Source organism: Burkholderia sp. ABCPW 14 (assembly GCF_001523835.1).
GTDB classification, from domain to species: Bacteria; Pseudomonadota; Gammaproteobacteria; order Burkholderiales; family Burkholderiaceae; genus Burkholderia; species Burkholderia mayonis.
The window spans coordinates 35,748-61,647 of sequence record NZ_LOVS01000149.1 but is presented as its reverse complement, the minus strand read 5'-3'; the positions used below and the strand labels follow the sequence as shown (position 1 = coordinate 61,647).

Genomic DNA, 25,900 nt, shown 5'->3' with positions numbered 1-25,900 from the left:
AACTGGGCGTCGATGGTTTCCTTGGTCCAGGTGACGAAGTTGCGCCGTCAATATTTCAGTTGCCGCCAGACGATATCGATCTTGTTGAGTTCGGGACTGTAGGCAGGCAGATAGAACAGGCGTGCTCGATGATCTATCATCCATCTATCGCGAGTAGCGGCGTCGATGCTGTGACGAATGCTGGCGTTGTCCGGCACGATCACGGTCGGGCGGCCATCGCCCGCAGCGAGCAGGCCACTGATGAAGTCCACGACGCCGGGGCTTTTGATGGTGCCCGCATGAGCGGCATGGATCATGCGTATTCGCACCGAAATCCAGTGCGTCGATCATTCTGCGTCGGCAGTAATGGTTCCGCTCGACCTGGTGAGGCAGATATCATGGTGACCAACGACACTAAACCGAAGGCGATCCACAGAAGCCCGCCTCGTCGAGATTCAACAGTCGAGCGGCGTTCTCCCGTGCCGTTTCCTGAAACTTCGCGAGCGTGATTTGCTTCACGGCGAAGGCCTCTTCGTCGCGCTTTTTTGAGCGCGTTATCGGTTGCGCTTGAGCGAGACGGCTTTGCGCTTGAGCGCGGCGCTCAGCGTTGCAAGTCGGCACGGCAGCGGTTCAATGAACGTGGCTTCAAGCCGTTGAGCGGAGGGGCGTGCTTTGGAGAGTCCGATGCGCGTGCCTGGCCCGACGGCGCCACGGGAATTCCGATTTGAGCATGATTTGATCGATGCCTGCGAGAACATACATCGCGCGCCGGCTCCAGCGGTGTTCGTTTTGTTCGGCTTTTAATGCTCGTTTATTGGCATAGTTAGATTAGTGGCTTCTAAAGCACCTATCGATGCGTTAGCGAGCCTTCTTTACGCATCCGCCCACCGCCGCAACAGATTGTGATAAATCCCGGTGAGCGCGATCACGCTCGCGTCGCGTCCGCCTTTCTCCGCGGTCAACCGCTGGATCTGCGAATCGAGCTGGAACAGCAGCGTGCGGTCCGCATCGTCGCGCACCATGCTCTGGATCCAGAAAAACGACGCGACCCGCGCGCCGCGCGTCACCGGCGTCACGTGATGCAGGCTCGATGCCGGATACAGCACCATGTCGCCCGCCGGCAGCTTCGCGCGATGGACGCCGAACGTGTCCTCGACGCACAGCTCGCCGCCGTCGTATGCATCGGGTTCCTCGAGAAAGAGCGTCGCCGACAGATCGCTGCGCACCCGAAAATCGGTGCCGCGCAACAGGCGGATCGCGTTGTCGACGTGCGTGCCGAACGCATCGCCGCCCGCGTAGCGATTGAAGAGCGGCGGAAACACCTTGAGCGGCAGCGCCGCCGAGAAGAACAGCGCGCTGCGCGCGAGCGCGTCCTGGATCGCGTCGCCGACCGCGCGCGCGGCGGGCGAGCCCTCCGGCAGTTGCCGGTTGCGCTTCGCGAGCGCCGACTGCGCGCCGGACGTCGCGTTGCCGTCGGTCCAGTCGGCGTGGTCGAGCGCGTCGCGGCATTGCGCGACCTGCTCCTTCGTCAACACGCCGGGAATGTGAAGCATCATGTCGCGAACTCCTGCCGCGCCGCGATCGCGCGAAACGCGTCGATCGGCGACGCCGCGAGATAGGCGCGCATCTTCGCGACGAACGCGGGCGTCGCGGTGCGCGGCACGCGCGCGAGCCACTCGAGCGCCTCCGCGACGCGGCCGCGCTCGGCGAGCAGGCGCGCATAGTTGAACTGGCCGCGGAAGTCGCCCGCGGCGGCCGCGCGCCGGTAGCAGTCGAAGGCCGCGTCGCGGTCGGCCGCGACGATCCAGCCGTCTTCGTGGAAGCCGCCGATCAGGTTGATCGACTTCGCGTGGCCGAGCGCGGCCGCTTTCCCGAACCACTCGAGCGCGGCCGCGCGATCCTCGTCGACGCCTTTGCCGAGCGCGAGCAGCGTCGCATAGTTGTACATGCCCCAGTCGAGCCCCGCGCGCGCGGCTCCGCGATACCAGTACGCGGCGACGGTCGCGCTCGCGGCCGTTCCCCAGCCGAACTCGTAGCAGCGGCCGACCATGTTCATCGCCATCGGATGATCGGCGCGCGCCGCATGCTTGAACCATTCGAGCGCGGCGGCGGGATCGCGCGCGACGCCCCGGCCGTCGAGCAGGTATTGCCCGTAGACGGCCTGCGCCTCGACGATTCCGCTTTCCGCGGCCGCCGCGACCCACGCGGCCGCGCGCTCGGGCGGGCCGGCGAGGATCTCGGCGAGATCCTCGTGCGACGCCGACGAAAGCGCCTTCAACGATACCGACCGCATCGCGTCAGTAGCGCGCGTTCAGCGTGACGAACGCCGAGCGGCCCGGCGCGATCGACGCGTAGTGCGCCGGATATGCCTGATCGAAGTACGTGCGGTTGAACAGGTTGTTCACGTTCAGTTGCAGGTCGAGCTTCTTGTTGATCCGGTACTGCGCCATCGCGTCGAAGCGCCAGTACGATGGCACGGCGCGCAGGTTCGCGGTATCGCCGAACACCTTCGACATGTAGAACGCGCCGCCGCCGACCGTGAACTTCGGCGTCACGTCGTAGTTCGACCACAGCGTGAAGCTGTGCTTCGGCGTGTTCGGGAACGGGTGGCCGTTGTCGGCGGTGTTCTTGCCGTTGTCGCGCAGTTCGCTCTTCATGTACGTGTAGCCGCCGAACACCTGCCACGCGCGCGTGATCTGCCCGGCGAAGCCGAGTTCGAGACCCTGCACGCGCTTGTTGCCGACCATCGCGTACTGGTTGTCCGGCAGCGTGACGCGCGCGTTCGTCGTGTCGATCTGGAACAGGGCGGCGGTGAGCGACAGCTTGTCGTTCAGCACGTTCCACTTCGTGCCGACCTCGATGCTGCGGTTCTTCTCCGGCGCGAGCTGGTCCGCGTTCGGGCCGACGCCGCCGCGGCCGGGCGTCAGCGACTGCGACTCGGACCCTTCGCCGAGCAGTGTGCCGGCCGGCGTCGACGACGTCGCGTACGACGCATAGACGCTGCCGTTCCGCGCCGGCTTGAACACGAGGCCGAGCTGCCAGTTGAACAGCGTGTCGTCGCGCGTGTAGGTTTTGCCGCCGTTTGCGCGGGTATCCGTGAAGCGGGTCGAGTAGTCGTCGAGGCGCACGCCGGCGTTCACCTGCCAGCGCTTGCTGAGCTCGATCGTGTCGAACCCGTAGATCGATTTCGTGACGGTGCGCGCATGCGCGTAGTCGTTGTTGCGCGTGATCGAGCCGGCCCACGGATCGCTCGGATTCGGCGACCAGAGGCTCGTGCAGTTGTAGCCCGACGCCGCGCCGATCCCTTGCTGGCAGATATTGCCCGTGCCGGTCGCGACGTTGTACGTGTCGCGCTTGCCCCATTCGCGCGACAGCTCGAGGCCGGTCGTGAAGCTGTGCTTGAACGGGCCGGTGCGGAATTCGCCGAACAGCTCGGTCTGGTTTGCAATGCTGTTGATCGAGCTGTTGCGGTTGTTGTTGCGGCGCCAGACCTGGCCGTTGATCACGTTGCCCTGGCTGTCGTCAGGCTGCGTCCAGATGTAGTCCTGCGTCGACTCCGTGTAGCGGGTGGTGTTGCGGATCGTCAGCGACGGCGTGATGTCGTGCTCGATCCTGAGCGTCGTGATGTCCGACGTCGTCTTGCGGAAGTCGCGGTCGACGAGGCCATAGAAGTTGTGCCGGTCGACGTTCGCCGGATAGATCGTGTCGACGTTCGCGGGCTTGTTCGCCGTCGTGTAGAAGTACGGAATGCCGCTGTCGGGCAGATCGTCGGTCGACAGGTGATAGTAGCTCGCGGTCACGCGCGTCGCCGTGCCGAGGCCGAACGCGATTGACGGCGCGACGCCCCAGCGCTCGTTGTTCACCGCGTCGCGGCCGGCGACGTCGTTGTTGTGGCTCATCAGGTTCAGGCGGAATGCGGCGTGATCGGCGAACTGCCAGTTGCCGTCGGCGGTGAAGCGGCGGTAGCGGTCGGTGCCGAGCCCCGCGCTCGCCTCGGCCGTCGTGCCGAGATGCGGCGCCTTCGTGACGAGATTGATGCTGCCGCCCGCGCCGCCGCGGCCGCCGTACGCGCCGTCCGAGCCCTTCGTGATCTCGATGCGCTCGGTGTTGAAGATTTCGCGCGTGGTGGCGCCCGTGTCGCGCATCCCGTCGATGAACATGCTGCCCTGCGTGTCGTAGCCGCGGATGAACGGGCGATCGCCGAGCGGGTTGCCGCCTTCGCCTGCGCCGAACGTGATGCCGGGCACGGTGCGCAGCGCTTCGGTGAGGGTCGCCGCGCCGCTGTTGTGGATCAGCTCCTGCGGAATCACGGTGACGGATTTCGGCGTGTCGACGAGCGGGGCGGTGAATTTCACCGACGACGAGAAGTCGGCCTTGAAGCTGTGCTCGGCGGCGCCTTTGATCTGGATCGGCGCAAGCTCCTTGTCGTGATCGGCGGTCGCGGCGGGCGACGCGGCGTCCTGCGCGAACGCCGGGCTCGCGGCGAGCACGCTGCAAAGGGTGGTGAATTTTCCGAGCTTCAACTCGTCGGAGCGCGACTTCATCGGTGGTATTTCCTCGCCAGGTGTGACTCGATCGGGCGAGGCCATCGCATGCGCGACGCCATCCCACCCGAATATTACAAATTGTTTTCGGACGCCATTTTAGTGAATAATTTTATGAATGAGAAGCGTTCTTGTTACGTTTTCTCGAACAATAAGCGATGGATCGGGCTATCTCTTTGAATGGAAAGAGGTAAACGGTGGACGTTGGTCGGCAAGCGGCTTGTTCGTCGGGAGGCTGCGGGGCGCGCGGCCGACGCCGCGTGTCTCGGCCGGGGCGACAGGCGCGCGCCCGGAGGCGGCCGCCGAGGCGATCCGCGCGAGTGCGATGGCGGAGGCGGAGCGGCCGGCGGCCGGCGGCGCGCATGGAATTCGCGAGACGTCGGATCGCGCGAATGCGGGAATGCGGGAATGCGGGAATGCGGGAATGCGGAAATCGAGAGGGCGGTAAAAGTGCGGGGAAGGCTGGGTGGCCGTCGATGCAATCGACGCCCGCAAGCAAGGTGCGTGAAGCGAACGTCGTCCGGGCGCGTCGAGCGAACGGGCGGTGGACGCCCGGCCCGCCGCCCGCCATGCCCGCCGCGTTTCCGCCGGAATCAGTCGATCCCGTGAAACACCGCATCCTCCGGCCCGAGATACGCGGGCGGACGCCAAGTTGCGTCGCGCATCGAGTGCTGCACCAGATGCTCGACGCCAAGCAGCACCGCGAAGATCGCCATCCGCACCGGAATCCCGTTGTCCGTCTGGCGGAAGATCGCGAGGCGCGGGTCGCGGTTCAGGTCGGTCGACAAATCGTTCGCGCCCGGCCGGCTGTCGCGCGGCAGCGGGTGCATGATCAGCGTGTCGCGGCCGCACGCCGTATCGACGAGCGCCTGGTTGATCTGGAAGTCCGGCGTGTAGCCTTCGAACGACTCGTCGGTGAAGCGCTCCTTCTGGATCCGCGTCGCGTAGACGACGTCCGCGCCTTTCAGGCCGGCCGCGAGATCGTGCGTTTCCTCGACCACGTGGCCGTTCTTCGAGATCTGCTCGACGATGTACGTCGGCATCTCGAGCGTCGGCGGCGACACCAGCGTGAACTTCAGCCCGCGATACAGCGCGAGCAGCTTGACGAGTGAGTGGACGGTGCGGCCGTACTTCAGATCGCCGACGAGCGCGATATGCGCGCCGTCGACGATCTTGCCGAGCCGCGAGAATTCGCGCTGGATCGTATAGAGATCGAGGAGCGCCTGGCTCGGATGCTCGCCGGGGCCGTCGCCGCCGTTGATCACGGGCAGGTTCGTCGCACGCGCGAACTCGGCGACCGAGCCTTGCTCGGGGTGGCGGATCACGAGCGCGTCGACGTAGCCCGCCATCACGCGGCTCGTGTCGTAGACGGATTCGCCCTTCGCCATCGACGAGAACGTGAAGCCCGTCGTGTCGCACACCGAGCCGCCGAGCCGGCAGAACGCCGCGCCGAACGACACGCGCGTGCGCGTGCTCGCCTCGAAAAACAGATTGCCGAGCACCGCGCCTTCGAGCACGCGCGAGATCTTGCGTCGGCGCGCGATCGGCTGCATTACGTCGGCGACGCGAAAGAGCGCCTCGACCGAATCGCGCGAGAATTGGTCGACGGACAGGAGTTGCGGCTTGCCTTCGAACAGGAACTGGTTCGCGAGCGGGGACGGGGAATCTACGCGTTGCGTATATCCTTCGGCGGACTCCGGGCGCGTGACGATCTCGGAGACGAAGCGCTCGACGATTTCGGGCATCCCGCGCGATTCCTGCGAATCGTCGGGCAAAAGCCATGTGTCGAGCGCGCGGCGGCTGACGCCGATGCGGTTTGCGAAGGCTTCGCGGGTCATGTTGAGGCGGCGCATCGCGTCGCGCAGGAACGCTTGCTGAGGAACGGTCATCGGTCGGCTAGGCTCTCTAAAGTATACGCGATGCGTATGTTAGGTCGCCGGCAGCCGAAGTCAAGCAGAAAATGCGGGCAGGTTGACGGATGACGCAGCGGCGCATGAAAACGCGGCGTATGCGCCCAACCCCATTTAACAATTGCTTTGTCCCGCGCAGCGGGTGCGTCCGTATAATCGGGACCGGTCCCCGCGCCGCCGTGCGCGAGGGATTCGGATACGTCGGTCGCTCGCAAAGAGCCCGCATTGACAAGGAGAGTGAGAATGAATCGCGTGATTGCTGCTGCCCTGCTGATCTTGACCGCCGCGCTTGCCGGCTGCAACACGATCGCCGGCGTCGGCCAGGATATTTCGAAGGGCGGCCAGGCGATCTCGGACACGGCCGAGAAGACGAAGTAAGCGACGTTGTTCCCTATTGAAGGGATGGCCGCCGTGAAAACGGCGGCGCGGGCGGGCCCGGCGAGATGCCGGGCCCGCGTCGTTTCGGGGCGCGCGCTTGGGCTAACCTCGCGACACGCTCGGACGCGGGGCCGACCGGCGCAGGCATCGGTTGGTGATGGGTAGGTTGGCGGGTATTCCGACCCGTTCATTTGACCAGAATTGACTGGACGTGCACGCGCACATGGACGTCGATGCATGGCTCGAAACCCACGACCGCGGCGTCGTTGCAGCTTGGATGAAAACCGATGCAAAAAGCGTGTTTCGGCCTTATTGCCAGAGCGTCGACATCGAATCGGAGCGAAATGACGGCGTTGCTGAAATCCACACGGATACGACCGATTGGGAATGCGCATCCGCTCGCTGGGCTGACCTTCGCCGAAGTTTCACGCGTACGCTCAACATGCTCGCCGGTATCTGGAGGGCGCATCGCAGGCCTGTCAAGAGTGCATTCGCGCTTCCTCAACGGCCTTCCGCGATGTTCGACAGGAACGGATGTCTCGTGTGCCATGTGGTCACATGTTGGTATGCATCGGCTGCGTTCACGAGCGCGGCTTCGTCGAACGGGGCGCCGATCAGTTGGAAAACCAATGGCAGCCCGTTTGCGGAAGCGCCGCACGGCAAGAGCACCGACGGCACGCTCGCCATATTGAACGGACACGTGAAGCGGTGGATATCCGCAATCAGTGCGTCGTCGATTTTCGACATGTGTTCGATCGTCGGCACGCCCGCGGGAAGCACCGGCAATGCGACGAAATCGACGGAATCGAACACCGCAAGGACTTCCCTCCGAAATGCTCGCCGGCGCTGCAGCAGCCGATGGTATTCGGTACCGGACAGCGCGCGCCCTTGCTCAATCAGCATGGCGAGACTGTCGCCGTATTCGTCTTTGCGAGACGGATAGGTGGCCTCGTGCGCTAGCGCCGTTTGAACCGCGCAGACAGGAAACCAATCCCAGATCATGCCGTTCACATCGGGCAGCGCCACTTGAACGATTTGTGCGCCGAGATCACGCAATATCGCGATGGCGTCCGACATCGCTCGCGTGGTTGCCTCGTCAAGGTGCGCTCCAAGCCACGATTCGTCAACGCCGAGCCGCACGCCTTCGAGATTGGAACGCAATTCCGTGGACACGTGAGGGACGGAGCGCGGCGACGCGGTCGGATCGGCGGGATCTGGTCCGGCGATGATCTGCAGGACCGTCGCGACGTCGGCTGCCGAACGTGCGATTACGCCGACGTGGTCGAGCGTCGCGGCGAGTTCGAATGTCCGATTTCGGGACACCCGTCCCCACGTGGGCTTGATGGCCGTCACTCCGTTGGCCGCGGCGGGAAGACGAATGGACCCGCCAGTCTCCGACGCAAGCGCCGCATAGCAAAGACCCGCGGACACCGCGACACCACTGCCGCTCGACGAAGCGCCCGGCCAATATGCGGCGTGCCAGGGATTGCGGGGTGTGGGAAACGGAGCGCGGTGCTCGGCGTACGCGCCTTCAGTCATGGCGAGCTTGCCGAGAATGACCGCACCGGCGTCCCGCAGGCGGCGGATGACCGTGGCGTCTTCCGTCGCGATGGCATCCCCGAGGATGCGCATGCCTGCCGTCGTCGGGACGCCTTTCATGTCGAATATGTCCTTCACGGCAATGGGGACCCCATGCAACGGCCCACGGTTCTTCCCATCCGCGCGTTCGCGTTCGGCTCGATTCGCCTCTTCCAATGCCGTGGCTTCGGTTACGCAGATATAGGCGTTCAGGATGGGGTCGAGCGCCCTGATGCGCGCGAGCATCGCGCGGGTCAACTCGACCGGGGAAATGCGGCGCTCTCGCAACTGCGCCGAAACCTGAGCCACATCAAGAAATGCGATTTCGTCGGACTTGGCCATTTGAAATGATTAGGAGGATTTGGTGTGCCGGCTGGCATGGCAGCGGAGCTGCGCATTCATTGCTTCAGCTATGTCTTTCCCATCATTGGAATTGGCTGATCGGGCAAGCGGTTTCGCTCGTCTCTTTTTTTGTTCGCGCGCGGACCGGACAGCGGCGCTCCTCCAACGAGCGGAGAAGCGCGCGGCCCCCGCTCAGCCGTTGATCTTCTCGAACAGCAGCGATGTCGCGGTGAGCCCCGGCCCGAACGCCACCGACACGATCTTGCCGCCGACGGGCACCGAGTCGTCGTCGAGCATCGCCTGCCAGATGTGCGGCACCGTCGCCGACGACATGTTGCCGTACCGCTTCAGGATGTCCCAGCTCCAGCGCATCCGCGCGCGATCGACGCCGACGCTCGCGACGATGTGATCGAGAATCTTCGGCCCGCCGGGATGTACCGCGTAGAACAGCGCGTCGCGCTCGTGCGCGAAGTCGATTCCGCATTGGCTGCACAGATTCGTGAAGAGCGGCACGATCGCGTCGCGAATGTAGAGCGGCACGCGTCTCGACAGATGCATCTCGAAATTGTGCCCGCCGGGCTTCCAGGTCATCTCGTGGGTCGACGCCGCGATGATCGCGGTTTCCGCGGCGAGCAGGCGTAGCCCGCGTTTGCGTCTGTGGCGCGCCTCGTCGCCGCGATACGCCGAATACTTGATGAAGCCGTCCGCAAACAGCGTGAGCGTGACGAGGTTGCCGCTCGACAGATCGGAAAAATCGCCGTGGATCGACAGCAGTTCGGTGTGCACGACGTCGACGCGGCGCTTCGGTTTCGGCAGCAGGCAATGCGCGGCCGACAGATAGCCCGACGCCATGTGGACGGGCGGAAACGCGCCGTAGCAGCCCATGTGGTACGAGTGCGTGACGTTGGTCGAGAACCAGCGCTTGCGCGACACGAGCTTTTGCGCGGCGCTCGGCGACAGGTAGCCGGAGCAGCTCACATGGATGATGTCGTCGGGCGCTTCGCGCTCGTCCTGGTAGAAGCGCTCGAAGCAGGTGTCCGCGACTGCGGCGAAGTAGTCGAGCCGATCGCCGAGTCCGCGCCCGCGCGGCGACTCGACGCCGACCTCGTTGAATACCGCCCGGTCCCATGTATCCGGGTCGCCGTTCATGCAGGTCGATGCGGGCAGTGCGTGGAGCTGTCGGTGGCCGATGCTCTCGGGTGCGACGCCGTAATGCCAGACGCGGTCGCGGATGTATGACGACAGATCGGTCTGGACGTCGCCGTCGCCGTCGTCTTCGGCACAATTCGATTCTCTGTCGCTTTTTTGTTCGATGAGCCATGCGATGTAGTCGAGCGATCGAGCCTGTGGCATGGGCGGCGACAATTGTTCGGAACGGAAATCCGTCAGCACGACGTCGAGTGAGTGGGCCATGACGATCTCCCTATTCGAGTGGGGGAGGTGTGGGGAACGGTAAACGGCGTGTCGGGGCGGCTTGCACGGAACGCACGCTGAGACGCGACGCGGTGTCGGCCCGCACGTCTCGGGCCGCATCGCTTCGATCGGCGCGCGGGCCGTCCCGCGAGCGAATCGGCGGCGATTCGTCCGATAGGCCGCGCATGCCCGCCGATCGAAGCGATCGACGGCCGGCGCGATGCGCGAGCGATTCGTCCGGGGCGCGCTATCGGTTTTGCACGGACGGATCGGCGAGCCTGGCGATGCGAGCAAGCCCGGCCGATCCGCGCACCGGGCGGCGCGCGCGGATCATTTCCTGCCCTGCAGGGCGATGCCCACGTAGTCCCGGAAGCGCTGAATCGCGAATTCGACCGGCTTGCGCTTGCCCCATGTGAACGGCAGCGGCAGTTGCGATTCCATGCCGATGTCCCGCACGTTCCAGCGCAGTCCGCTTTGCATCGACGCAATTTCGACCGCGGTGTCCTTTTGCGTGCGCGTCAGCCGGGTTTCGATGCTGTCGAGCGCATCGAGCACGATGCCCTCGGGGCCGTAGCGCTTGAACCAGACCTTGTCGTTGTAGTGCGCGCGATACCATGCGACAAATTTGTCGGACAGCTGCGACGTGCCGCCGATGCCGAAGCGGCTCGCGCCCTGCTGCAAGCGCTCGAACTGCTTTTCGGCGACGTAGAAGTCCTCGTAGGCGATCGCGCTCGTGAACGCCTTGCGCGGCGTTGTCAGGTTGAAGATCACTTTCGTGATGGGCGTTGCGAGCTTTCTCGACGAAGGCATCATCGTGAGGAAATGCCGGTTCGAATGCTCGCGCGTCGGGACGATCAGCAGATAGATGTAGACCGCGTACCATTCGCTGAGGTACGGCTGCGCGAGCGTCGCGGCCGGCGAGAGCTCCGGATCGTAGCGATAGTTCAGGTTCTGGTGCCGCTCGCTTGCGACGCTCCTGCTATGTACGTGCCGCGTGTGCAGCAGATCGAGGAATCCCGATGTCCACAGATCCCACGGCTGGTTGAAGTTGAACACATCCGCCCTGAAGCATTTCGGCAGCGGCGCGTCGTCGCCGAGCAAGTGCGTGAGCGGCTGCACGAACGGGATCGGTTCCGACGCGTCCGGGTAGATCCAGATCAGCAGGCCGTCGTCGAGCGCCGGATAGCTGTAGCGGCACGCGTCCATGCGGTTCGCCATGCCGGTCGGATGGCTGCATTGGCCGGAGTCGTTGAACTGCCAGCCGTGGTAGCGGCAGACGATATGGCCGTCTTCGACCGTGCCGATCGACAGCGGCACCGACTTGTGAGGGCACAGATCCTGCAGGCATTGAATGCGGCCGTTCGCGTTTCGAAACAGCACGAGCGGCTCGCCGAACAGCGAAACGCCGTGCGGCAGCGTCGCGCCCACTTCGTGCGAATAGGCGACAGGCCACCAGTTCTTGCGCATGTCGTCGTCCGGCTGCCGCTGACGGCCGCCGTGCGTGGTATCGGTCGCGGTGATCTTCAGATTCAGTGAGTGCATGTCGAGCTCCTGTCGTCGAGATACGGTGTCGCTGTCTGTTTCCGGTCGCGGATCGATCCGGCGTGCGTGTGCCGGAACGCGGAAGGCTGCGGCGAACGCGTGTGGCGTGCCGTGATATCGCAGGTGTGTCGCGCTGTTCACGAGTGATGTCATCGTTGTGTCGGCGGACTGGAACGGCACTGTGCTGCTTCAAGCATGGCGATTCAACGCTCGCCGAGCGCAATGTTGCGTCGATTGGCGGAGACCGCTCGTCGGTGGCGGTCCGTATTCGTAGCGTGTCGCTTGCCGGATGTCGTGAGGTGAAAGCGTTTTTCTACAACACTCTTTTTTCGGTTTGAGATCAGTCTAGGTCCGATTGTTTTTGATCGATTGAGACTTTATGGTATGGCTGCTCTAATTAATGGAGATTTATTTTTAATGGAATGCGGATTATTTGATGTTGATTGAATATTGGAAATCGGTATTTCCAATTGTTTTGGATTATTTTCAATATCGCATCGACAGCGTTGCCATTGCGGATGCCGCTCCATGATTGGCCGGCGGCGAGCGCATCCGATCGCCGGCGCGTTTCTTTGCCGCAATGCACCATCCCATCCGCGCGACGACCACGCCCCAATTCAAGATGGATGGCCTGTGTCGAAAATGGCGGACATGCGTTTTCTGCCGCGTTTTTTGCGCTCGCGATTCGACGTCTCGGTTCGTTTCGAATGTTTACTTCACTCGTGCGGCGCGTATCGATTTCAAACGGAGATCGGCTGCGATGGCGACGGCTCGGCATTGCATGACGGCGCGTTCGCGGCGTTGCTCAAACGGTAAGCGATGACGCGCGCGCGTCGTTGGTCGTTTTCGCGCGTTTCGCCCGCCTTGACCCTCGGCGCGACGAATGGCTCAATCGGCCGGCGTCGTGCGGAAATCCAGCCGTGCGGACCGCCGGCGGCGCCATCTGACCAACAGGATCCAAGAAGAAATGGAGGAGATATGAAGCTTGCGCGTTTCATCGCGGGCGCGAGCGTCGCGCTCGCCGCGTCGCTTGCCCACGCGGGCGTGTCCTGCCGGCCCGCGACGCCCGCCGAAGCGGCCGTCTACACGACGCCGTTCCAGTTTCCAGGCGTGAGCTCGCCGAAGGATGGCACCTGCTGGGTCAACAACCAGACCGTGACGGCGACGGACGGCGCGCGGCTCACCGCGAACGTGTTCCTGCCGAAGATCACGAGCCCCGGCCAGAAATTTCCGGCGATCGTGATGATCTCGAGCTGGGCCGCGTCCGACTTCTTCGAATATCTCGGCCAGCAGCGCAAGCTCGCGCAGGACGGCTATATCGTGCTCGCGTACACGGCGCGCGGCTTCTACCTGTCGGGCGGACAGGTCGAGGTCGCGAGCCCGCAGGACGTGAAGGACGTGTCGTCGGCGCTCGACTGGGTGTCCGCGAACACGCCCGCCGATCCCGACAAGCTCGCGGTGAGCGGGATCTCGTACGGCGCGGGACTGTCGCTCCTCGCGCTCGCGCAGGACAAGCGGCTAAAGACGGCGGCGGCGCTCTCCGGCTGGGGCGACCTCGTCGATCAGCTATACGGCGAGCAGTCGCCGAACGCGACGTGGAGCGCGGTGCTGTTCCTGTCCGGCAAGGTGACGGGGCGGCTCGATCCGATCGTCGACCAGTACGTGAAGGCGCTCCTCGATCCGAACACGACGCAGGCGAAGGTCGACGAAATCGTCGCGTGGGCGCAGGTGCGCTCGCCGTCGACCTATCTCGACACGCTGAACCGCCGCGGCGCGCCGGTCTTCATCAGCAAGAACTTCGAAGACGACATGTTCACGCCGAACTCGTCGATGAAGCTGTTCTCGCAACTGACGGTGCCGAAAAAGCTGCTGCTGAATCCGGGCATCCACGCGCAGGCCGAGATTCCGGGCGCGCTCTTGGGCGCGCCGAACGACCCGTACGACCAGGCGCACCGCTGGTTCGACCGCTGGCTGAAGGGCGTGCAGAACGGCGTCGATACCGAGCCGAAGGTGTCGATGCAGATCAAGTTCACGAACACGCGCGAGTCGTTCGACACGTGGCCTGCGAGCAACGTGCAGGCGCAGACGCTGTACGTCGGGCCGCGCGGCGCGCTGCGGTGGGACCTGTCGTGCCTGTGCACGAAGGGCGTGTCGGGCACGCTGCAGAGCGCGCCGAACCGCGCCGCGGGCACCGATCTGATCCAGAACTTCTCGGACACGACCGCGACGAGCGGCCCGATTCCGGTGCTGTCGACGTTCGGCGAGAGCTTCGGCGCGCCTGTCGTCAATCAGCTCGCGACCGTCAATCTCGCGACGGGCGTCCGCTACGAGGGCGCGCCGCTCGCGTCGCCGCTGCATTTGCGTGGAATCGCGAGGCTGAACCTGCGTGCGGCGCCGTCGCAGGCGCGCGCGCAGGTCGCCGCGTATCTGTACGACGTCGACGCGCTCGGCTTCGGCAAGCTGATCACGCACGGCGCGCGGACCGTGCACTGGGCGACGCCGGGCGCGACGGTCGATTTCCCGATCGAGTTTTCGGCGACCGCGTACGACGTGCCGGCGGGTCACCACATCGGCATCGTGCTCGACACGTACGACAGCCTGTATCAGCCGCCCGTCAATCCGGGCGAGCGATTCAGCGTGACGTTCCGGTTCGATCCGAACAGGCAGGCGACGCTCGTCCTGCCGGTGCGCTCGTGACGCCCGCAGTGTGTCGATGACGATGCGCGCGCTGCGGTAGCCGGCGCGCGCATCCTTGTAAAAACGCCCGGCGCAAGCGGCCGGGCGTCGACAAAAAAATGGACGGCCGTATTGCCACGCCGTCCCGAAGCGCCTCTTTCGAAGCAGGGTGACAATTCGTCGATCTTCGATCTCGTTTTCCTCGTAGCGGCCGGCCAGTTGGCTCCCCGTATTGTTCGGCCCCGTCGCAGCCCGGTTTGCCGAGCTTTTTTCGCCGTCGCGTTCGGCCTGCTGGCCTTTCTTCTATCCCCGTAGCGATTGTTCTGCGATCCGCGCGGCCCGCTCGCGTCACACGCGCGCGAGCCCGACCGGATCGATGATGCGGATCTGCTTGCCGCGCGGCGAGATCAGCTTGTCGCGCTGGAACTTCGACAGCATCCGGCTGACGGTCTCGAGCTTCATCCCGAGATAGCAGCCGATCTCCTCGCGCGTCATCCGCAGATTGAATTCCGCCGCCGAGTAGCCGCGCTTCTGGAAGCGCTCCGACATGTTGAGCAGGAACGCGGCGACGCGCTGCTCCGCCGTCATCGTGCCGAGCAGCATCATCTGGCTCGATTCGCGGACGATCTCGCCGCTCATCAGCCGGTGGACGTGGTGCTGCATCGGCTTCACTTCGCGGCACACCGCTTCGAGCTGCGCGAACGGGATGATGCAGACGGTGCTGTCCTCGAGCGCGACCGCGTCGCTGTTGTGGCGGCCGCCGCACACGCCGTCGAGCCCCATCGTTTCACCGGCGATCTGGAAGCCCGTCACGTGTTCCTGGCCGTCGCGATGCATGACGACCGTCTTGAACGAACCGGTGCGCACCGCATAGATGCTCTGGAACGTGTCGTGCGTGCGAAACAGCGTGTCGCCGTGCTGGATCTGACGTGTCGAGCAGATCAGCGCGTCGAGTTTGGCGAATTCGTTGACGGTCAGATCGGCGGGCATGCAGACGCTGCGCATCGCGCAGCTCGAGCAGCGCGTGGCCGGACGCTTCGCCGCGTCGTCGCGCGCGGCCGCACGCGGCGGCATCGTCGCGCGCTGCCGCGCGGCGGGCGTGAAGGCGTTCTGCGTTTGCGCTTGCAACATGATCTGCTCCTGTCATTCGGCCGCGCTCGCTCGGCGCGCGCTGGCCAGGGTTCTCACGGCGCGGCATGCGGCGTCCACGTCGGCGGTCTTGTCGAAGAAGAAATCCGCCCCTGCGTCGTTGCATGCCGCGCGAAATGCCGCTCCGGACAGGTTGGTCAGCACGATCTTGACCACCTTCGGCGCGGCGCGCGTCAGCGCCGAAATCAACTCCAGTCCGCTGCCGCCCGTCAATCTCAGCTCGATGACGGCGACGTCGGCGCCCGATTCGAGAATGCCCGCCATCGCAGCCGGGACGTCCTCGGCCTCGCCGACCACCGCGACCCCGAGGATCGTTTCGAGCAGCGACGCAAGGCGCGCTCTGATCGGGGCCGCGTAGTCGACGAGAAAGACTCTCAGCGGAGGAGTTGACTCGCGTGCATCCATGACCGGCAGTATGGTCTGCTTAATCGCGGCGCGAAATCAGCGCCGGGTGAAAATGCGGTAGGCGATGACGCGGTCGCTGTAGGGATATCCCTACGAAGGTTTGAGCCGAAGCGGACAAATGGCGGGGCGGCGGCTGGCGACCTCAGGGACGGGCGTGGGACGAGCGGGCTGGCGGGCAGTGTAAAGGGGCGAAACGGGCGGGCCGGTCGCGGGCGAATATGGGCGGCGGCGGGGCGGTGGTGGCGGGCGGTGGCGGAGCGATGGAATGTGCGGTGCGCGGAGCGGCGGCTCGGCATCGGTGCGCCGCCGCCCGCCCGACGGCCTACAGGCGAGCCGCCCGACAGCCGACAGCCGCACGAGCGGCGGCCCGTCGCGCGACGGCGAGCGCCGCCGGGACCGCGATCAGACCTCGTCGCTGTCGTCGAACAGCTTGTGCCGCATCGCGTAGCGGACGAGCGCCGCGTCGTGCGGCATCTGCATCTTCTCGAGGATGCGCGCCTTGTAGGTGCTGACCGTCTTCGCGCTGACGTTGAGCGCCTGCGCGACCTCCGTGATCGTCTCGCCGGCGGCGATCCGGCGGAACACGTCGAACTCGCGGTCCGACAGGCGCTGGTGCGGCAGCGACTCGGCGGGCTCGTTCAGGCTCTGCGCGAGCCGCTCGGCCATCGCGAGGCTCACGTAGACGCCGCCTGCCGCGATTTTCGTCAGCGCGCCGACGAGCTCCGCGCTCGCGCTTTCCTTCGTCATGTAGCCGGACGCGCCCGCGCGGAACGCACGCGACGCGTATTGCTGCTCCGCGTGCATCGTCAGCACGAGGATGCGCAGCGTCGGCTTCTCCTCCTTGATCTGCTTGATGAGATCGATGCCGTTGCGGCCCGGCATCGACAGGTCGAGCACGAGCACCTGCGCATCGGCCGAGCGCATCAGCTCGATCGTCGAGATGCCGTCGCACGCCTCGCCGGCGACTTCGAAGCCCGACGTGTTGCTGAGGATGTGGCGCAGGCCGTCGCGCACGAGCGCGTGATCATCCGCGATCAGGACCTTGATCATGGAAACGCGTCCTGTTGCCGGATCGCCGCGAGCGGCAGCGCGACCTTGATCGAGAAGCCGTGGCCGGGCGCGGAATCGGTCGTGACGGTGCCGCTCAGCATGTGCGCGCGCTCGCGGATGCCGATGAGGCCGAACGACTTGTCGCCGTGCGCGTCGCGACGCTCGTCGGGCTGCATGCCGCGGCCGTCGTCCTTGATCTGCAGCACGCAGAGGTCCTGGTCGATCGCGAGCATCAGCGTCACGCGGGTCGCGTCCGCGTGGCGCGCGACGTTCGTCAGCGCCTCCTGGACGATCCGGAACAGCGTTGTCGCGCCGGCATTCGAGAAGCTCGTGTCGGCCGTGTCGAGCAGGCGCTCGACGTCGATCCCGTAGCGGTTCGTGAAATCGTTCGCGAGCCATTCGATCGCGGGCACGAGGCCGAGATCGTCGAGCATCACGGGCCGCAGGTCGGCCGCGATGCGCCGCACCGACGCGACCGTCGAATCGATCAGGCGGCGCATCCCGTGCAATTGCTGCTCGACGGCCACGACCGGCTGGGCACCGGGCTGCGCGTCGCGATAGCGGGCGAGTGCGAGCGCGATCGCCGACACGTCCATCTTGAGCGCGGTGAGCTGCTGGCCGAGGTCGTCGTGCAGCTCGCGCGCGATCCGTGTCTTTTCTTCCTCGCGCACGTTCTGCAGATTCGCGGACAGTTCGCGCAGCTCTTCGCGCGATTGCCGCAGCGCGGTTTCGGCGCGCACGCGCTCGGTCACGTCGCGCAGCATCACCGTATACAGCTTGCCGGAGCCGTCGCGGATCTGCGAGATCGACGCCTCGATCGGAAACTCCTCGCCGTTCTCGCGCAGCCCGAACAGCACGCGCTGGCGGCCCATCTGCCGGTCGGACACGCCCGTCACGCCGAACTGCTCGACGTGCCTCGCGTGCGCTGCGCGAAAGCGCTCGGGAATGAAGCGCGCGAGCGGCGAGCCGATCGCGTCCATCGCGGACACGCCGAACACGCGCTCGGCGGCCGGATTGAAGATCACGACGGTCTGTGTCTCGTCGATCGTGATGATCGCTTCCATCGACGAGCGGATGATGCCCATCATCCGCGCTTCGTTGATCGGGTTGTCTTCGGCGTTCGCGGCGCGCGCGCCGAGGCGGCTGACGAGCAGATACGCGAGCACCGCGAGCAGCGCGGACGTCGCCGCGCCGGCGACGAGCACTGTGGTCGCGACGGCGTTCGAGCGGATCGCCGCCCAGCGGTTCTCGGTCGTGTAGGCGAGCGTGAGCGGCGCGCCGCCGAAATTGAGCTGCTCGGTGCGGGCGAGCGGCGGATGCGACGTGTCGGCGCCGTTGTATTCGCGATCGGTCGCGTAGACGAGCGTGCCCGGCTCGCCCGCCGTCAGGCGCAAGTCGATGTCGCGGTCGTTCGCGGTCGACACCTCGACGAGGCGCCGCGCATCGAGCGTCGCGACGACGAAGCCCGACGCGTTGGCGCGGCGGCGCTCGGCGGCGGGCAGCGCTTCGTTCGCCGTGTAGACGGGCAGATAGAGCGCGAGCGCGCCGACGCCGCTGTCCGGCGCGTACGCGCCGTCGGACGGCGTCGCATGCGCGTCGAGCGTGACCAGGCCGGAATCCGCCGCGCGCAGCAGCGCGGCGCGCGTCTGCGGATCGACGTTCGTCTGCGCGGCGCCGACGACGATCTTCGCGTCGACGAAGCCGAGCGAGCGGATCGGCGAGCGCGCGCGGTCGAGATCGAGCTGCGCCTGATAGTTCGGCCAGCCGACGGAGGTGGGCGAAGCGTTCGCGCCGAGCATGCCGCGCGCGCCGCGCAGCACCGTCGCGGCCGTCAGCAGCTCTTGCCGCAGCGTGGTCGTCACGTGCCCGGCACGCCGCTCGAAGCGGGCTTGCGCGGCGTCGCGCTCTTGCTGCAGCACGATCCGCGCGACGCCGTATGACGCGGCGAATCCCAGCGCGGCGACGATCACGGCGACGAGCGCGCCGCGCCGGTCGGTACGGGACGCATCGCTCGATGCGCCAGGGCTCATCCCGCTGGCGGTCATGAATTCATACCTATGCTTCGTTATGCCGGTGTTGCTGGTTGGGGAGCGCCGAGCGTATGGGTTCGATACGCGGCGGGAATTGGAATGTCGATATTTTGCGTGATGCCGGCCATTTTCGGCAATGCGACATCGCCGAGGTGCTGCGGATCGAATTCTTTCAAATATTACGCCGCCAGGCAATCCGTTCGAACCCGGCGCGGCCGTCCGCGCCGACGCTCGCGCCTTGTCGGCGGCGTATGGATGCCCGCTGCGCTGCGCATCGTGCGGTGCGGCATCGGCGCGCCGAACAATCAATGCGCGACACTCGACGCCGCGCTTTTTCCGCCGCTGTCACAAGTGCGCCGTCCAATTCGCCGGTATTCGGCGACGCATTGCCATTGGCGATTTCCACGTCTCTAGCCGTATTCGACCGCGCGCAGTCCTTTCCACGACTGTTTTTCTCGACGCCGCTTCGGCGGATTCCGGCCGCGCGGTGGCGACGCATGAAGTGTCGAATGTCGAAGCCCGAGCCGAAGCCGAAGCCGGGGCGACCGGCGGATTGCGCTGCCCACGCCCAAGCGCGCCGCACCGGACGGGCCCGCGATGCCCGCGCGCCGCGATCGCGATGCCCACGACGACCGCGCGGATCTGCCCGCGATTGCGATCGCGCGCGCGATGCCGCATCCGGCGCACGGCTCGCATTCTTGTCGAGATTGTTCACGTTATCTTTACTTTGTGAATGGTCGTTGCTAGATTCAAAACCGTGCGCCTCACCCCACAAGGATCGCCATGAGCCATTTCCTGGACAGGCTGCGCTTTTTCACGACGACCCGCCCGCAGTTTTCCGACGGACATGGCGCGGTAACCGACGAGGACCGAAAATGGGAAGAGGGCTACCGGCAACGCTGGCAGCACGACAAGATCGTCCGTTCGACGCACGGCGTGAACTGCACCGGCTCGTGCTCGTGGAAGGTTTACGTGAAAGGCGGCATCGTCACGTGGGAGACGCAGCAGACCGACTATCCGCGCACGCGCCCCGACATGCCGAATCACGAGCCGCGCGGCTGTTCGCGCGGCGCATCGTACTCGTGGTACCTCTATAGCGCGAACCGGCTCAAGTATCCGCTCGTGCGCAGCGCGCTCGTCAAGTTGTGGCGCGCGCGGCGCCGCACGATGGCGCCCGTCGACGCATGGCGCTCGATCGTCGACGACGAAGCCGCGCGGCGCGGCTATCAGAGCCGCCGCGGCCTCGGCGGCTTCGTGCGCGCGACGTGGGACGAAGTCAACGAGATCGTCGCGGCGGCGAACGTCCATACGATTGCGCGCCACGGGCCGGACCGCGTCGTCGGCTTCTCGCCGATTCCGGCGATGTCGATGGTGTCGTACGCGGCGGGCTCGCGCTATCTGTCGCTGATCGGCGGCGTGTGCCTCAGCTTCTACGACTGGTATTGCGACCTGCCGCCCGCGTCGCCGCAGACGTGGGGCGAGCAGACCGACGTGCCCGAGTCCGCCGACTGGTACAACTCGACGTTCATCATGATGTGGGGCTCCAACGTCCCGCAGACCCGCACGCCCGACGCACACTTTCTCGTCGAGGCGCGCTACCGGGGCACGAAGATCGTATCGGTGTTTCCCGACTACGCGGAAGGCGCGAAGTTCGGCGACCTGTGGCTGCATCCGAAGCAGGGCACCGACGCGGCGCTCGCGCTCGCGATGGGCCACGTGATCCTGAAGGAATACCACGTCGAGGGATCGAGCGACTACTTCTCCGATTATTGCCGCCGCTACACGGACATGCCGTGCCTCGTGCGGCTCGTTCCGCACGGCGCCGGCTACGTGCCCGAGCGGCTCGTGCGCGCGTCCGATTTCGACGGCGCCTTGGGCGAGGCCGAGCACCCGGACTGGAAGACCGTGATGATCGACGACGCGACGGGCGAGTTCGTCGTGCCGGTCGGCTCGGTCGGTTTCCGGTGGGCGCGGCAGGACGGCGGCGATCGAGGCAAGTGGAACCTGAAGGCGGAGACGTCGCGCGGCGGCGCGCTCGCGCCGCGCCTGTCGCTGGCGAGCGCGCATGACGAAGTCGTCGACGTGCTGTTTCCGTACTTCGGCAACCAGCCGCACGCGCATTTCGACCACACCGCGCATGCGTCCGAGCTGTCGCGCAGGATCGGCGCGCGGCGCGTCGCGACGCCGGACGGAGAAATGCTCGTCGCGACCGTCTACGATCTGTTCGTCGCGAACTACGGGCTCGACCAGGGCCTCGGCGGCCGCGACGTCGCGACAAGCTATGACGACGACGTGCCGTACACGCCCGCGTGGCAGGAGGCGATCACGGGCGTGAAGCGCGAGGACGCGATCTCGGTCGCGCGCCAGTTCGCGGAGAACGCGCACAAGACGCAGGGCAAATCGATGGTGATCGTCGGCGCGGGGATCAACCACTGGTTCCACATGGACATGACGTACCGCGCGATCATCAACATGCTGATCATGTGCGGCTGCGTCGGCAAGTCGGGCGGCGGCTGGTCGCATTACGTCGGGCAGGAGAAGCTGCGGCCGCAGACCGGCTGGACCGCGCTCGCGTTCGCGCTCGACTGGCACCGGCCGCCCCGGCAGATGAATTCGACGTCGTTTTTCTACGCGCATACCGACCAGTGGCGCTACGACCCGATGGACCCGGCCGCGCTCTTGTCGCCGCTCGCGGACAAGCGCCGCTTCCACGGCGCGCCGATCGACTACAACGTGCGCGCCGAGCGCATGGGCTGGCTGCCGTCCGCGCCGCAACTGGGCGCGAACCCGCTGCGCGTCGGCGCGGACATCTCCGATCCCGCGCACGCGGGTGCGGAGATCGCGCGGCGCCTTGCGTCGGGCGAGCTGAAGATGGCGTGCGAGGACCCGGACGCGCCCGAGAATTTTCCGCGCAACCTGTTCGTATGGCGCTCGAACCTGCTCGGCTCGTCGGGCAAGGGCCACGAGTACTTCCTGAAGCACCTGCTCGGCACCACGCATGGCGTGCAGGGCGACGAGATCCGCGAAGGGGATGGCGTCCGGCGCCCTGAGGAAGTGACGTGGCATGCCGACGCGCCGTGCGGCAAGCTCGACCTGCTCGTCACGCTCGATTTCCGGATGTCGACCACCTGCATGTACTCGGACGTCGTGCTGCCGACCGCGACGTGGTACGAGAAGGACGACATGAACACGTCCGACATGCATCCGTTCATCCATCCGCTGTCGGCGGCGGTCGATCCGGCGTGGCAGTCGAAGAGCGACTGGGAGATCTTCAAGGGGATCGCGAAGCGCTTCTCGGAGCTGGCCGACGGGCATCTCGGGATCGAGCGCGACATCGTGCTCGCACCGATCGCGCACGACAGTCCGGCGGAGCTCGCGCAGCCGTTCGACGTGCGCGACTGGAAGCAAGGCGAATGCGATGCGATTCCCGGCAAGACGATGCCGGCCGTCGTCGCCGTCGATCGCGACTACCCGGGCACGTACCGCAAGTTCACGTCGCTCGGGCCGTTGATGGACCGGCTCGGCAACGGCGGCAAGGGGATCGGCTGGGACACGAAGGACGAGGTCGCGCTGCTCGGCGCGCTCAACTATCGCGTCACCGAAGAAGGCTGCGCGCAGGGCCGCCCGCGTATCGACAGCGCGCTCGATGCGGCCGAAGTGATCCTCGCGCTCGCGCCCGAGACGAACGGCGCGGTCGCGGTGAAGGCGTGGCAGGCGCTGTCGCGCGTGACGGGCGTCGAGCACGCGCATCTCGCGCACGCGCGCGAGGACGAGAAGATTCGCTTTCGCGACATCCAGGCGCAGCCGCGCAAGATCATCTCATCGCCGACGTGGAGCGGGATCGAGTCCGAGCACGTGTCGTACAACGCGGGCTACGTGAACGTGCACGAGCTCGTGCCATGGCGCACGCTAAGCGGCCGGCAGCAGCTCTATCAGGATCATCCGTGGATGCGCGCGTTCGGCGAGTCGCTCTGCGCGTACAAGCCGCCCATCGATACCGGCAGCTACGCGCACATGGTCGGCCAGCGCTCGAACGGCAATCCCGAGATCGTGCTGAACTTCATCACGCCGCACCAGAAATGGGGCATTCACAGCACGTACACGGACAACCTGCTGATGCTGACGCTGTCGCGCGGCGGGCCGATCGTCTGGATGTCGGAGCGCGACGCGCAAGCGATCGGCGTCGCCGACAACGACTGGATCGAGTGCTACAACGCGAACGGCGCGTTGTGCGCGCGCGCCGTCGTGAGCCAGCGGGTGCCGCGCGGGATGGTGATGATGTATCACGCGCAGGAGAAGATCGTGAACACGCCGGGCTCGGAGATCACCGGCACGCGCGGCGGCATCCACAACTCGGTGACGCGCGTGTCGCTGAAGCCGACGCACATGATCGGCGGCTATGCGCAACTGTCGTACGGCTTCAACTATTACGGCACCGTTGGCTCGAATCGCGACGAGTTCCTGATCGTGCGCAAGATGAAGCGGATCGATTGGCTCGACGGCGAAGAGGAACGCGAAGGCGGCGCGACTGCCGCCGGCGCATCGGCCGCACCGGGCGAACGCAACGTCGATGCAGGAGAAACCCGATGAAAATCCGCGCGCAGATCGCGATGGTGCTCAATCTCGACAAGTGCATCGGCTGCCACACGTGCTCGGTCACGTGCAAGAACGTATGGACGAGCCGCGAAGGGATGGAGTACGCGTGGTTCAACAACGTCGAGACGAAGCCGGGCATCGGCTATCCGAAGGATTGGGAAAACCAGGAGCGCTGGCGCGGCGGCTGGAAGCGGCGCGCGGACGGCAGGATCGAGCCGCGCCTCGGCGGCAAGTGGCGGCTGCTCGCGCAGATCTTCGCGAATCCGCATCTGCCGGAGATCGACGACTACTACGAGCCGTTCACATTCGACTACGCGCATCTGCAGGAAGCGGGCGACGCGAAGGCGATGCCCGTCGCGCGCCCGCGCTCGCTCGTGAGCGGCGAGCGGCTCGAGAAGATCGAGTGGGGGCCGAACTGGGAGGAAATTCTCGGCGGCGAATTCGACAAGCGTTCGAAGGATTACAACTTCGACAACGTGCAGAAGGACATCTACGGCCAGTTCGAGAACACGTTCATGATGTACTTGCCGCGGCTTTGCGAGCATTGCCTGAATCCGGCATGCGTCGCCGCGTGCCCGTCGGGCTCGATCTACAAGCGCGAGGAAGACGGGATCGTGCTGATCGACCAGGACAAGTGCCGCGGCTGGCGGATGTGCGTGTCGGGCTGCCCGTACAAGAAGATCTACTACAACTGGCAGAGCGGCAAGGCGGAGAAGTGCATCTTCTGCTATCCGCGCATCGAGGCGGGCCAGCCGACCGTCTGCTCGGAGACCTGCGTCGGCCGCATCCGCTATCTCGGCGTGCTGCTGTACGACGCCGACCGCATCGGCGAGGCAGCGAGCGTCGAGCGCGAGACGGATCTGTACGAAGCGCAGCTCTCGCTCTTTCTCGATCCGAACGATCCCGCGATCGCCGCGCAGGCCGAGCGCGACGGCGTGCCCGCCGCGTGGCTCGACGCGGCGAAGCGCTCGCCCGTCTACAAGATGGCGATCGAGTGGAAGATCGCGTTCCCGCTGCATCCGGAATACCGCACGCTGCCGATGGTGTGGTACGTGCCGCCGCTGTCGCCGATCAACGCGGCCGCGAACAGCGGCGCGCTCGGGATGAACGGCTATCTGCCGGACGTCGAATCGCTGCGGATTCCGCTGCGCTATCTCGCGAACCTGCTGACGGCGGGCGACGAAGCGCCGGTGAAGCTCGCGCTCGAACGTCTGCTCGCGATGCGCGCGTTCATGCGTGCGCGGCACGTCGATCGCGTCGATGCGCCGGGCGTGTTGAAGCAGGGCGGCCTGTCGATCGCGCAGGTCGACGAGATGTACCGCTATCTCGCGATCGCGAACTACGAGGATCGCTTCGTGATCCCGACGGCCCATCGCGAATACGCGGAGGATGCGTTCGATCTGCGCGCGTCGTGCGGCTTCTCGTTCGGCAACGGCTGCTCGGGCGGGACGTCGGAAACGAGTCTCTTCGGCATGAAAAAAAGCCGGAAGACGATTCCGATCAAGGAGGTGGGGGGATGAGCGACGCACCGCTCGAGCCGCGCGGCGCGGTGTATTCGGCGCTGTCGGCGCTGCTCGATTATCCGGGCGACGCGCTCGTCGACGCGCTGCCCGCGATCGACGCCTGCTTGCGCGACGCGAAAGGACTGACGAAAGACGCGCGCGCGGGGCTCGCCCGCTTTCTCGCGTATCTCGGCGAGCGCGATCTGCTGACGCTGCAGGAGAACTACGTCGCGCTGTTCGATCGCGGGCGCGCGACGTCGCTGCATCTGTTCGAGCACGTGCACGGCGAATCGCGCGATCGAGGCCAGGCGATGGTCGATCTGCTGCGGATGTACGAGCAACACGGGCTGTATCTGAGCGCGCACGAGCTGCCCGATTATCTGCCGGTGTTCCTCGAATATCTGTCGCGCCTGCCCGAGCGCGACGCGCGCAACCTGCTCGCGGAGACGGCCGAGATCCTGCAGGCGCTCGCGGCGGCGCTCGCCAAGCGGGGCAGCCATTACGGCTTCGTGATCGGCGCGCTGCTGTCGCTCGCGGGCAAGGGGCAGGCGGACGTGCCCGATGCGCCGGACGACGACGCGCACACGGTCGTCGACCATCGCGCGCTCGACGCCGACTACGTGGACGAACCGGTACGTTTCGTCGGCGCGGCGACGCCGGGCGCGACGGAGCCCGTGCGCTTCTACGACAAGCGGCCGGGACGGTAGACGGCGGGACACGGGCGGCCGCAGGTCGACGCGCAGCCGGCAAGCGTCGCCGGTCACGGGCGGAAGCGCTGACGAAGGCCCAACGAAAAATTCGCCGAA

20 protein-coding genes are annotated in these 25,900 nt (G+C 65.9%); 6 read left to right on the top strand and 14 right to left on the bottom strand.

Annotated features, from left to right (window positions below):
* Positions 1-47: 47 nt before the first annotated feature.
* The 5 genes from WS62_RS23710 to WS62_RS23690 form a co-directional block, all read right to left on the bottom strand.
* Entirely contained in the window at positions 48-296 is a 249-nt protein-coding gene (locus WS62_RS23710; protein ID WP_156441106.1) for a transposase, read from the bottom strand.
* A gap of 555 nt (positions 297-851) precedes the next feature.
* Positions 852-1,535 (bottom strand): Fe2+-dependent dioxygenase, encoded by a 684-nt coding sequence (locus tag WS62_RS23705; protein ID WP_066576015.1) that lies wholly within the window; start codon positions 1,533-1,535, stop codon positions 852-854.
* Positions 1,532-2,272 (bottom strand): tetratricopeptide repeat protein, encoded by a 741-nt coding sequence (locus tag WS62_RS23700; RefSeq protein ID WP_066576012.1) that lies wholly within the window; start codon positions 2,270-2,272, stop codon positions 1,532-1,534. The genes WS62_RS23705 and WS62_RS23700 overlap by 4 nt, the downstream gene beginning before the upstream one ends.
* A 4-nt stretch (positions 2,273-2,276) precedes the next feature.
* On the bottom strand, positions 2,277-4,523 hold the full coding sequence (locus WS62_RS23695) for a TonB-dependent receptor (RefSeq protein ID WP_066576010.1): 2,247 nt from the start codon (positions 4,521-4,523) through the stop codon (positions 2,277-2,279).
* Between the two features lie 593 nt (positions 4,524-5,116).
* Positions 5,117-6,412, bottom strand: a complete 1,296-nt coding sequence (locus WS62_RS23690) for an aspartate carbamoyltransferase (RefSeq protein ID WP_066576008.1) — start codon at positions 6,410-6,412, stop codon at positions 5,117-5,119.
* Between the two features lie 264 nt (positions 6,413-6,676).
* Here WS62_RS23690 and WS62_RS23685 point away from each other — a divergent pair, with 264 nt between their 5' ends.
* Positions 6,677-6,811, top strand: coding sequence for an entericidin A/B family lipoprotein (locus tag WS62_RS23685; RefSeq protein WP_066494448.1), 135 nt, complete (start codon positions 6,677-6,679; stop codon positions 6,809-6,811).
* A 501-nt stretch (positions 6,812-7,312) separates the two neighbouring features.
* Here WS62_RS23685 and WS62_RS23680 read toward each other — a convergent pair.
* From WS62_RS23680 to WS62_RS23670, 3 genes are all read right to left on the bottom strand, one after another.
* Positions 7,313-8,731, bottom strand: coding sequence for an amidase (locus WS62_RS23680; RefSeq protein WP_066576005.1), 1,419 nt, complete (start codon positions 8,729-8,731; stop codon positions 7,313-7,315).
* Positions 8,732-8,923: 192 nt separating this feature from the next.
* Complete coding sequence (locus WS62_RS23675; RefSeq protein WP_066576001.1) at positions 8,924-10,144, bottom strand: 3-oxoacyl-[acyl-carrier-protein] synthase III C-terminal domain-containing protein; 1,221 nt, start codon at positions 10,142-10,144, stop codon at positions 8,924-8,926.
* A 330-nt stretch (positions 10,145-10,474) separates the two neighbouring features.
* Positions 10,475-11,686, bottom strand: a complete 1,212-nt coding sequence (locus tag WS62_RS23670; protein ID WP_066575998.1) for a Rieske 2Fe-2S domain-containing protein — start codon at positions 11,684-11,686, stop codon at positions 10,475-10,477.
* Positions 11,687-12,136: 450 nt separating this feature from the next.
* Between WS62_RS23670 and WS62_RS37590 the strand changes: the two genes are divergently transcribed.
* Positions 12,137-12,502, top strand: a complete 366-nt coding sequence (locus tag WS62_RS37590; RefSeq protein ID WP_197422908.1) for a hypothetical protein — start codon at positions 12,137-12,139, stop codon at positions 12,500-12,502.
* A gap of 162 nt (positions 12,503-12,664) precedes the next feature.
* Positions 12,665-14,383 (top strand): CocE/NonD family hydrolase, encoded by a 1,719-nt coding sequence (locus WS62_RS23665; RefSeq protein ID WP_066575995.1) that lies wholly within the window; start codon positions 12,665-12,667, stop codon positions 14,381-14,383.
* A gap of 327 nt (positions 14,384-14,710) precedes the next feature.
* On the opposite strand, the gene fnr is transcribed toward WS62_RS23665, so the two are convergent.
* From fnr to WS62_RS36850, 6 genes are all read right to left on the bottom strand, one after another.
* Positions 14,711-15,493, bottom strand: a complete 783-nt coding sequence (gene fnr, locus WS62_RS23660; RefSeq protein ID WP_156441102.1) for a fumarate/nitrate reduction transcriptional regulator Fnr — start codon at positions 15,491-15,493, stop codon at positions 14,711-14,713.
* Positions 15,494-15,505: 12 nt separating this feature from the next.
* On the bottom strand, positions 15,506-15,916 hold the full coding sequence (locus tag WS62_RS23655) for a response regulator (protein ID WP_066493564.1): 411 nt from the start codon (positions 15,914-15,916) through the stop codon (positions 15,506-15,508).
* Between the two features lie 402 nt (positions 15,917-16,318).
* Positions 16,319-16,966, bottom strand: coding sequence for a response regulator (locus WS62_RS23650; protein ID WP_066493562.1), 648 nt, complete (start codon positions 16,964-16,966; stop codon positions 16,319-16,321).
* Entirely contained in the window at positions 16,963-19,011 is a 2,049-nt protein-coding gene (locus WS62_RS23645; protein ID WP_066575992.1) for a PAS domain S-box protein, read from the bottom strand. Before WS62_RS23645 ends, WS62_RS23650 begins: the two co-directional genes overlap by 4 nt.
* A gap of 20 nt (positions 19,012-19,031) precedes the next feature.
* On the bottom strand, positions 19,032-19,172 hold the full coding sequence (locus WS62_RS37585; RefSeq protein ID WP_197422915.1) for a hypothetical protein: 141 nt from the start codon (positions 19,170-19,172) through the stop codon (positions 19,032-19,034).
* On the bottom strand, positions 19,169-19,711 hold the full coding sequence (locus tag WS62_RS36850) for a hypothetical protein (RefSeq protein ID WP_156441101.1): 543 nt from the start codon (positions 19,709-19,711) through the stop codon (positions 19,169-19,171). The genes WS62_RS37585 and WS62_RS36850 overlap by 4 nt, the downstream gene beginning before the upstream one ends.
* Positions 19,712-19,779: 68 nt before the next feature.
* Here WS62_RS36850 and WS62_RS23640 point away from each other — a divergent pair, with 68 nt between their 5' ends.
* The 3 genes from WS62_RS23640 to narJ are packed head-to-tail and all read left to right on the top strand — an operon-like array spanning position 19,780 to position 25,801.
* Entirely contained in the window at positions 19,780-23,586 is a 3,807-nt protein-coding gene (locus WS62_RS23640; RefSeq protein ID WP_066575990.1) for a nitrate reductase subunit alpha, read from the top strand.
* Positions 23,583-25,112: a nitrate reductase subunit beta gene (gene narH, locus WS62_RS23635; protein ID WP_066575988.1), complete on the top strand. Its 1,530-nt coding sequence runs from the start codon at positions 23,583-23,585 to the stop codon at positions 25,110-25,112. Before WS62_RS23640 ends, narH begins: the two co-directional genes overlap by 4 nt.
* A complete protein-coding gene (narJ, locus tag WS62_RS23630) occupies positions 25,109-25,801 on the top strand; it encodes a nitrate reductase molybdenum cofactor assembly chaperone (protein ID WP_066575986.1) in 693 nt (230 codons plus the stop codon). The genes narH and narJ overlap by 4 nt, the downstream gene beginning before the upstream one ends.
* Positions 25,802-25,900: the final 99 nt, after the last annotated feature.

Bases quoted from the DNA above. Each gene is read 5' to 3' on its own strand.
- WS62_RS23685 (WP_066494448.1), top strand. From the start codon at position 6,677: ATGAATCGCGTGATTGCTGCTGCCCTGCTGATCTTGACCGCCGCGCTT.
- WS62_RS23690 (WP_066576008.1), bottom strand. From the start codon at position 6,412: ATGACCGTTCCTCAGCAAGCGTTCCTGCGCGACGCGATGCGCCGCCTC.
- WS62_RS23705 (WP_066576015.1), bottom strand. From the start codon at position 1,535: ATGATGCTTCACATTCCCGGCGTGTTGACGAAGGAGCAGGTCGCGCAA.
- WS62_RS23650 (WP_066493562.1), bottom strand. From the start codon at position 16,966: ATGATCAAGGTCCTGATCGCGGATGATCACGCGCTCGTGCGCGACGGC.
- WS62_RS23645 (WP_066575992.1), bottom strand. From the start codon at position 19,011: ATGACCGCCAGCGGGATGAGCCCTGGCGCATCGAGCGATGCGTCCCGT.
- WS62_RS23655 (WP_066493564.1), bottom strand. From the start codon at position 15,916: ATGGATGCACGCGAGTCAACTCCTCCGCTGAGAGTCTTTCTCGTCGAC.
- WS62_RS23665 (WP_066575995.1), top strand. From the start codon at position 12,665: ATGAAGCTTGCGCGTTTCATCGCGGGCGCGAGCGTCGCGCTCGCCGCG.
- WS62_RS23700 (WP_066576012.1), bottom strand. From the start codon at position 2,272: ATGCGGTCGGTATCGTTGAAGGCGCTTTCGTCGGCGTCGCACGAGGAT.
- WS62_RS23680 (WP_066576005.1), bottom strand. From the start codon at position 8,731: ATGGCCAAGTCCGACGAAATCGCATTTCTTGATGTGGCTCAGGTTTCG.
- WS62_RS23695 (WP_066576010.1), bottom strand. From the start codon at position 4,523: ATGAAGTCGCGCTCCGACGAGTTGAAGCTCGGAAAATTCACCACCCTT.
- narH (WP_066575988.1), top strand. From the start codon at position 23,583: ATGAAAATCCGCGCGCAGATCGCGATGGTGCTCAATCTCGACAAGTGC.
- WS62_RS23670 (WP_066575998.1), bottom strand. From the start codon at position 11,686: ATGCACTCACTGAATCTGAAGATCACCGCGACCGATACCACGCACGGC.
- WS62_RS23675 (WP_066576001.1), bottom strand. From the start codon at position 10,144: ATGGCCCACTCACTCGACGTCGTGCTGACGGATTTCCGTTCCGAACAA.
- narJ (WP_066575986.1), top strand. From the start codon at position 25,109: ATGAGCGACGCACCGCTCGAGCCGCGCGGCGCGGTGTATTCGGCGCTG.
- fnr (WP_156441102.1), bottom strand. From the start codon at position 15,493: ATGTTGCAAGCGCAAACGCAGAACGCCTTCACGCCCGCCGCGCGGCAG.
- WS62_RS23710 (WP_156441106.1), bottom strand. From the start codon at position 296: ATGATCCATGCCGCTCATGCGGGCACCATCAAAAGCCCCGGCGTCGTG.
- WS62_RS23640 (WP_066575990.1), top strand. From the start codon at position 19,780: ATGAGCCATTTCCTGGACAGGCTGCGCTTTTTCACGACGACCCGCCCG.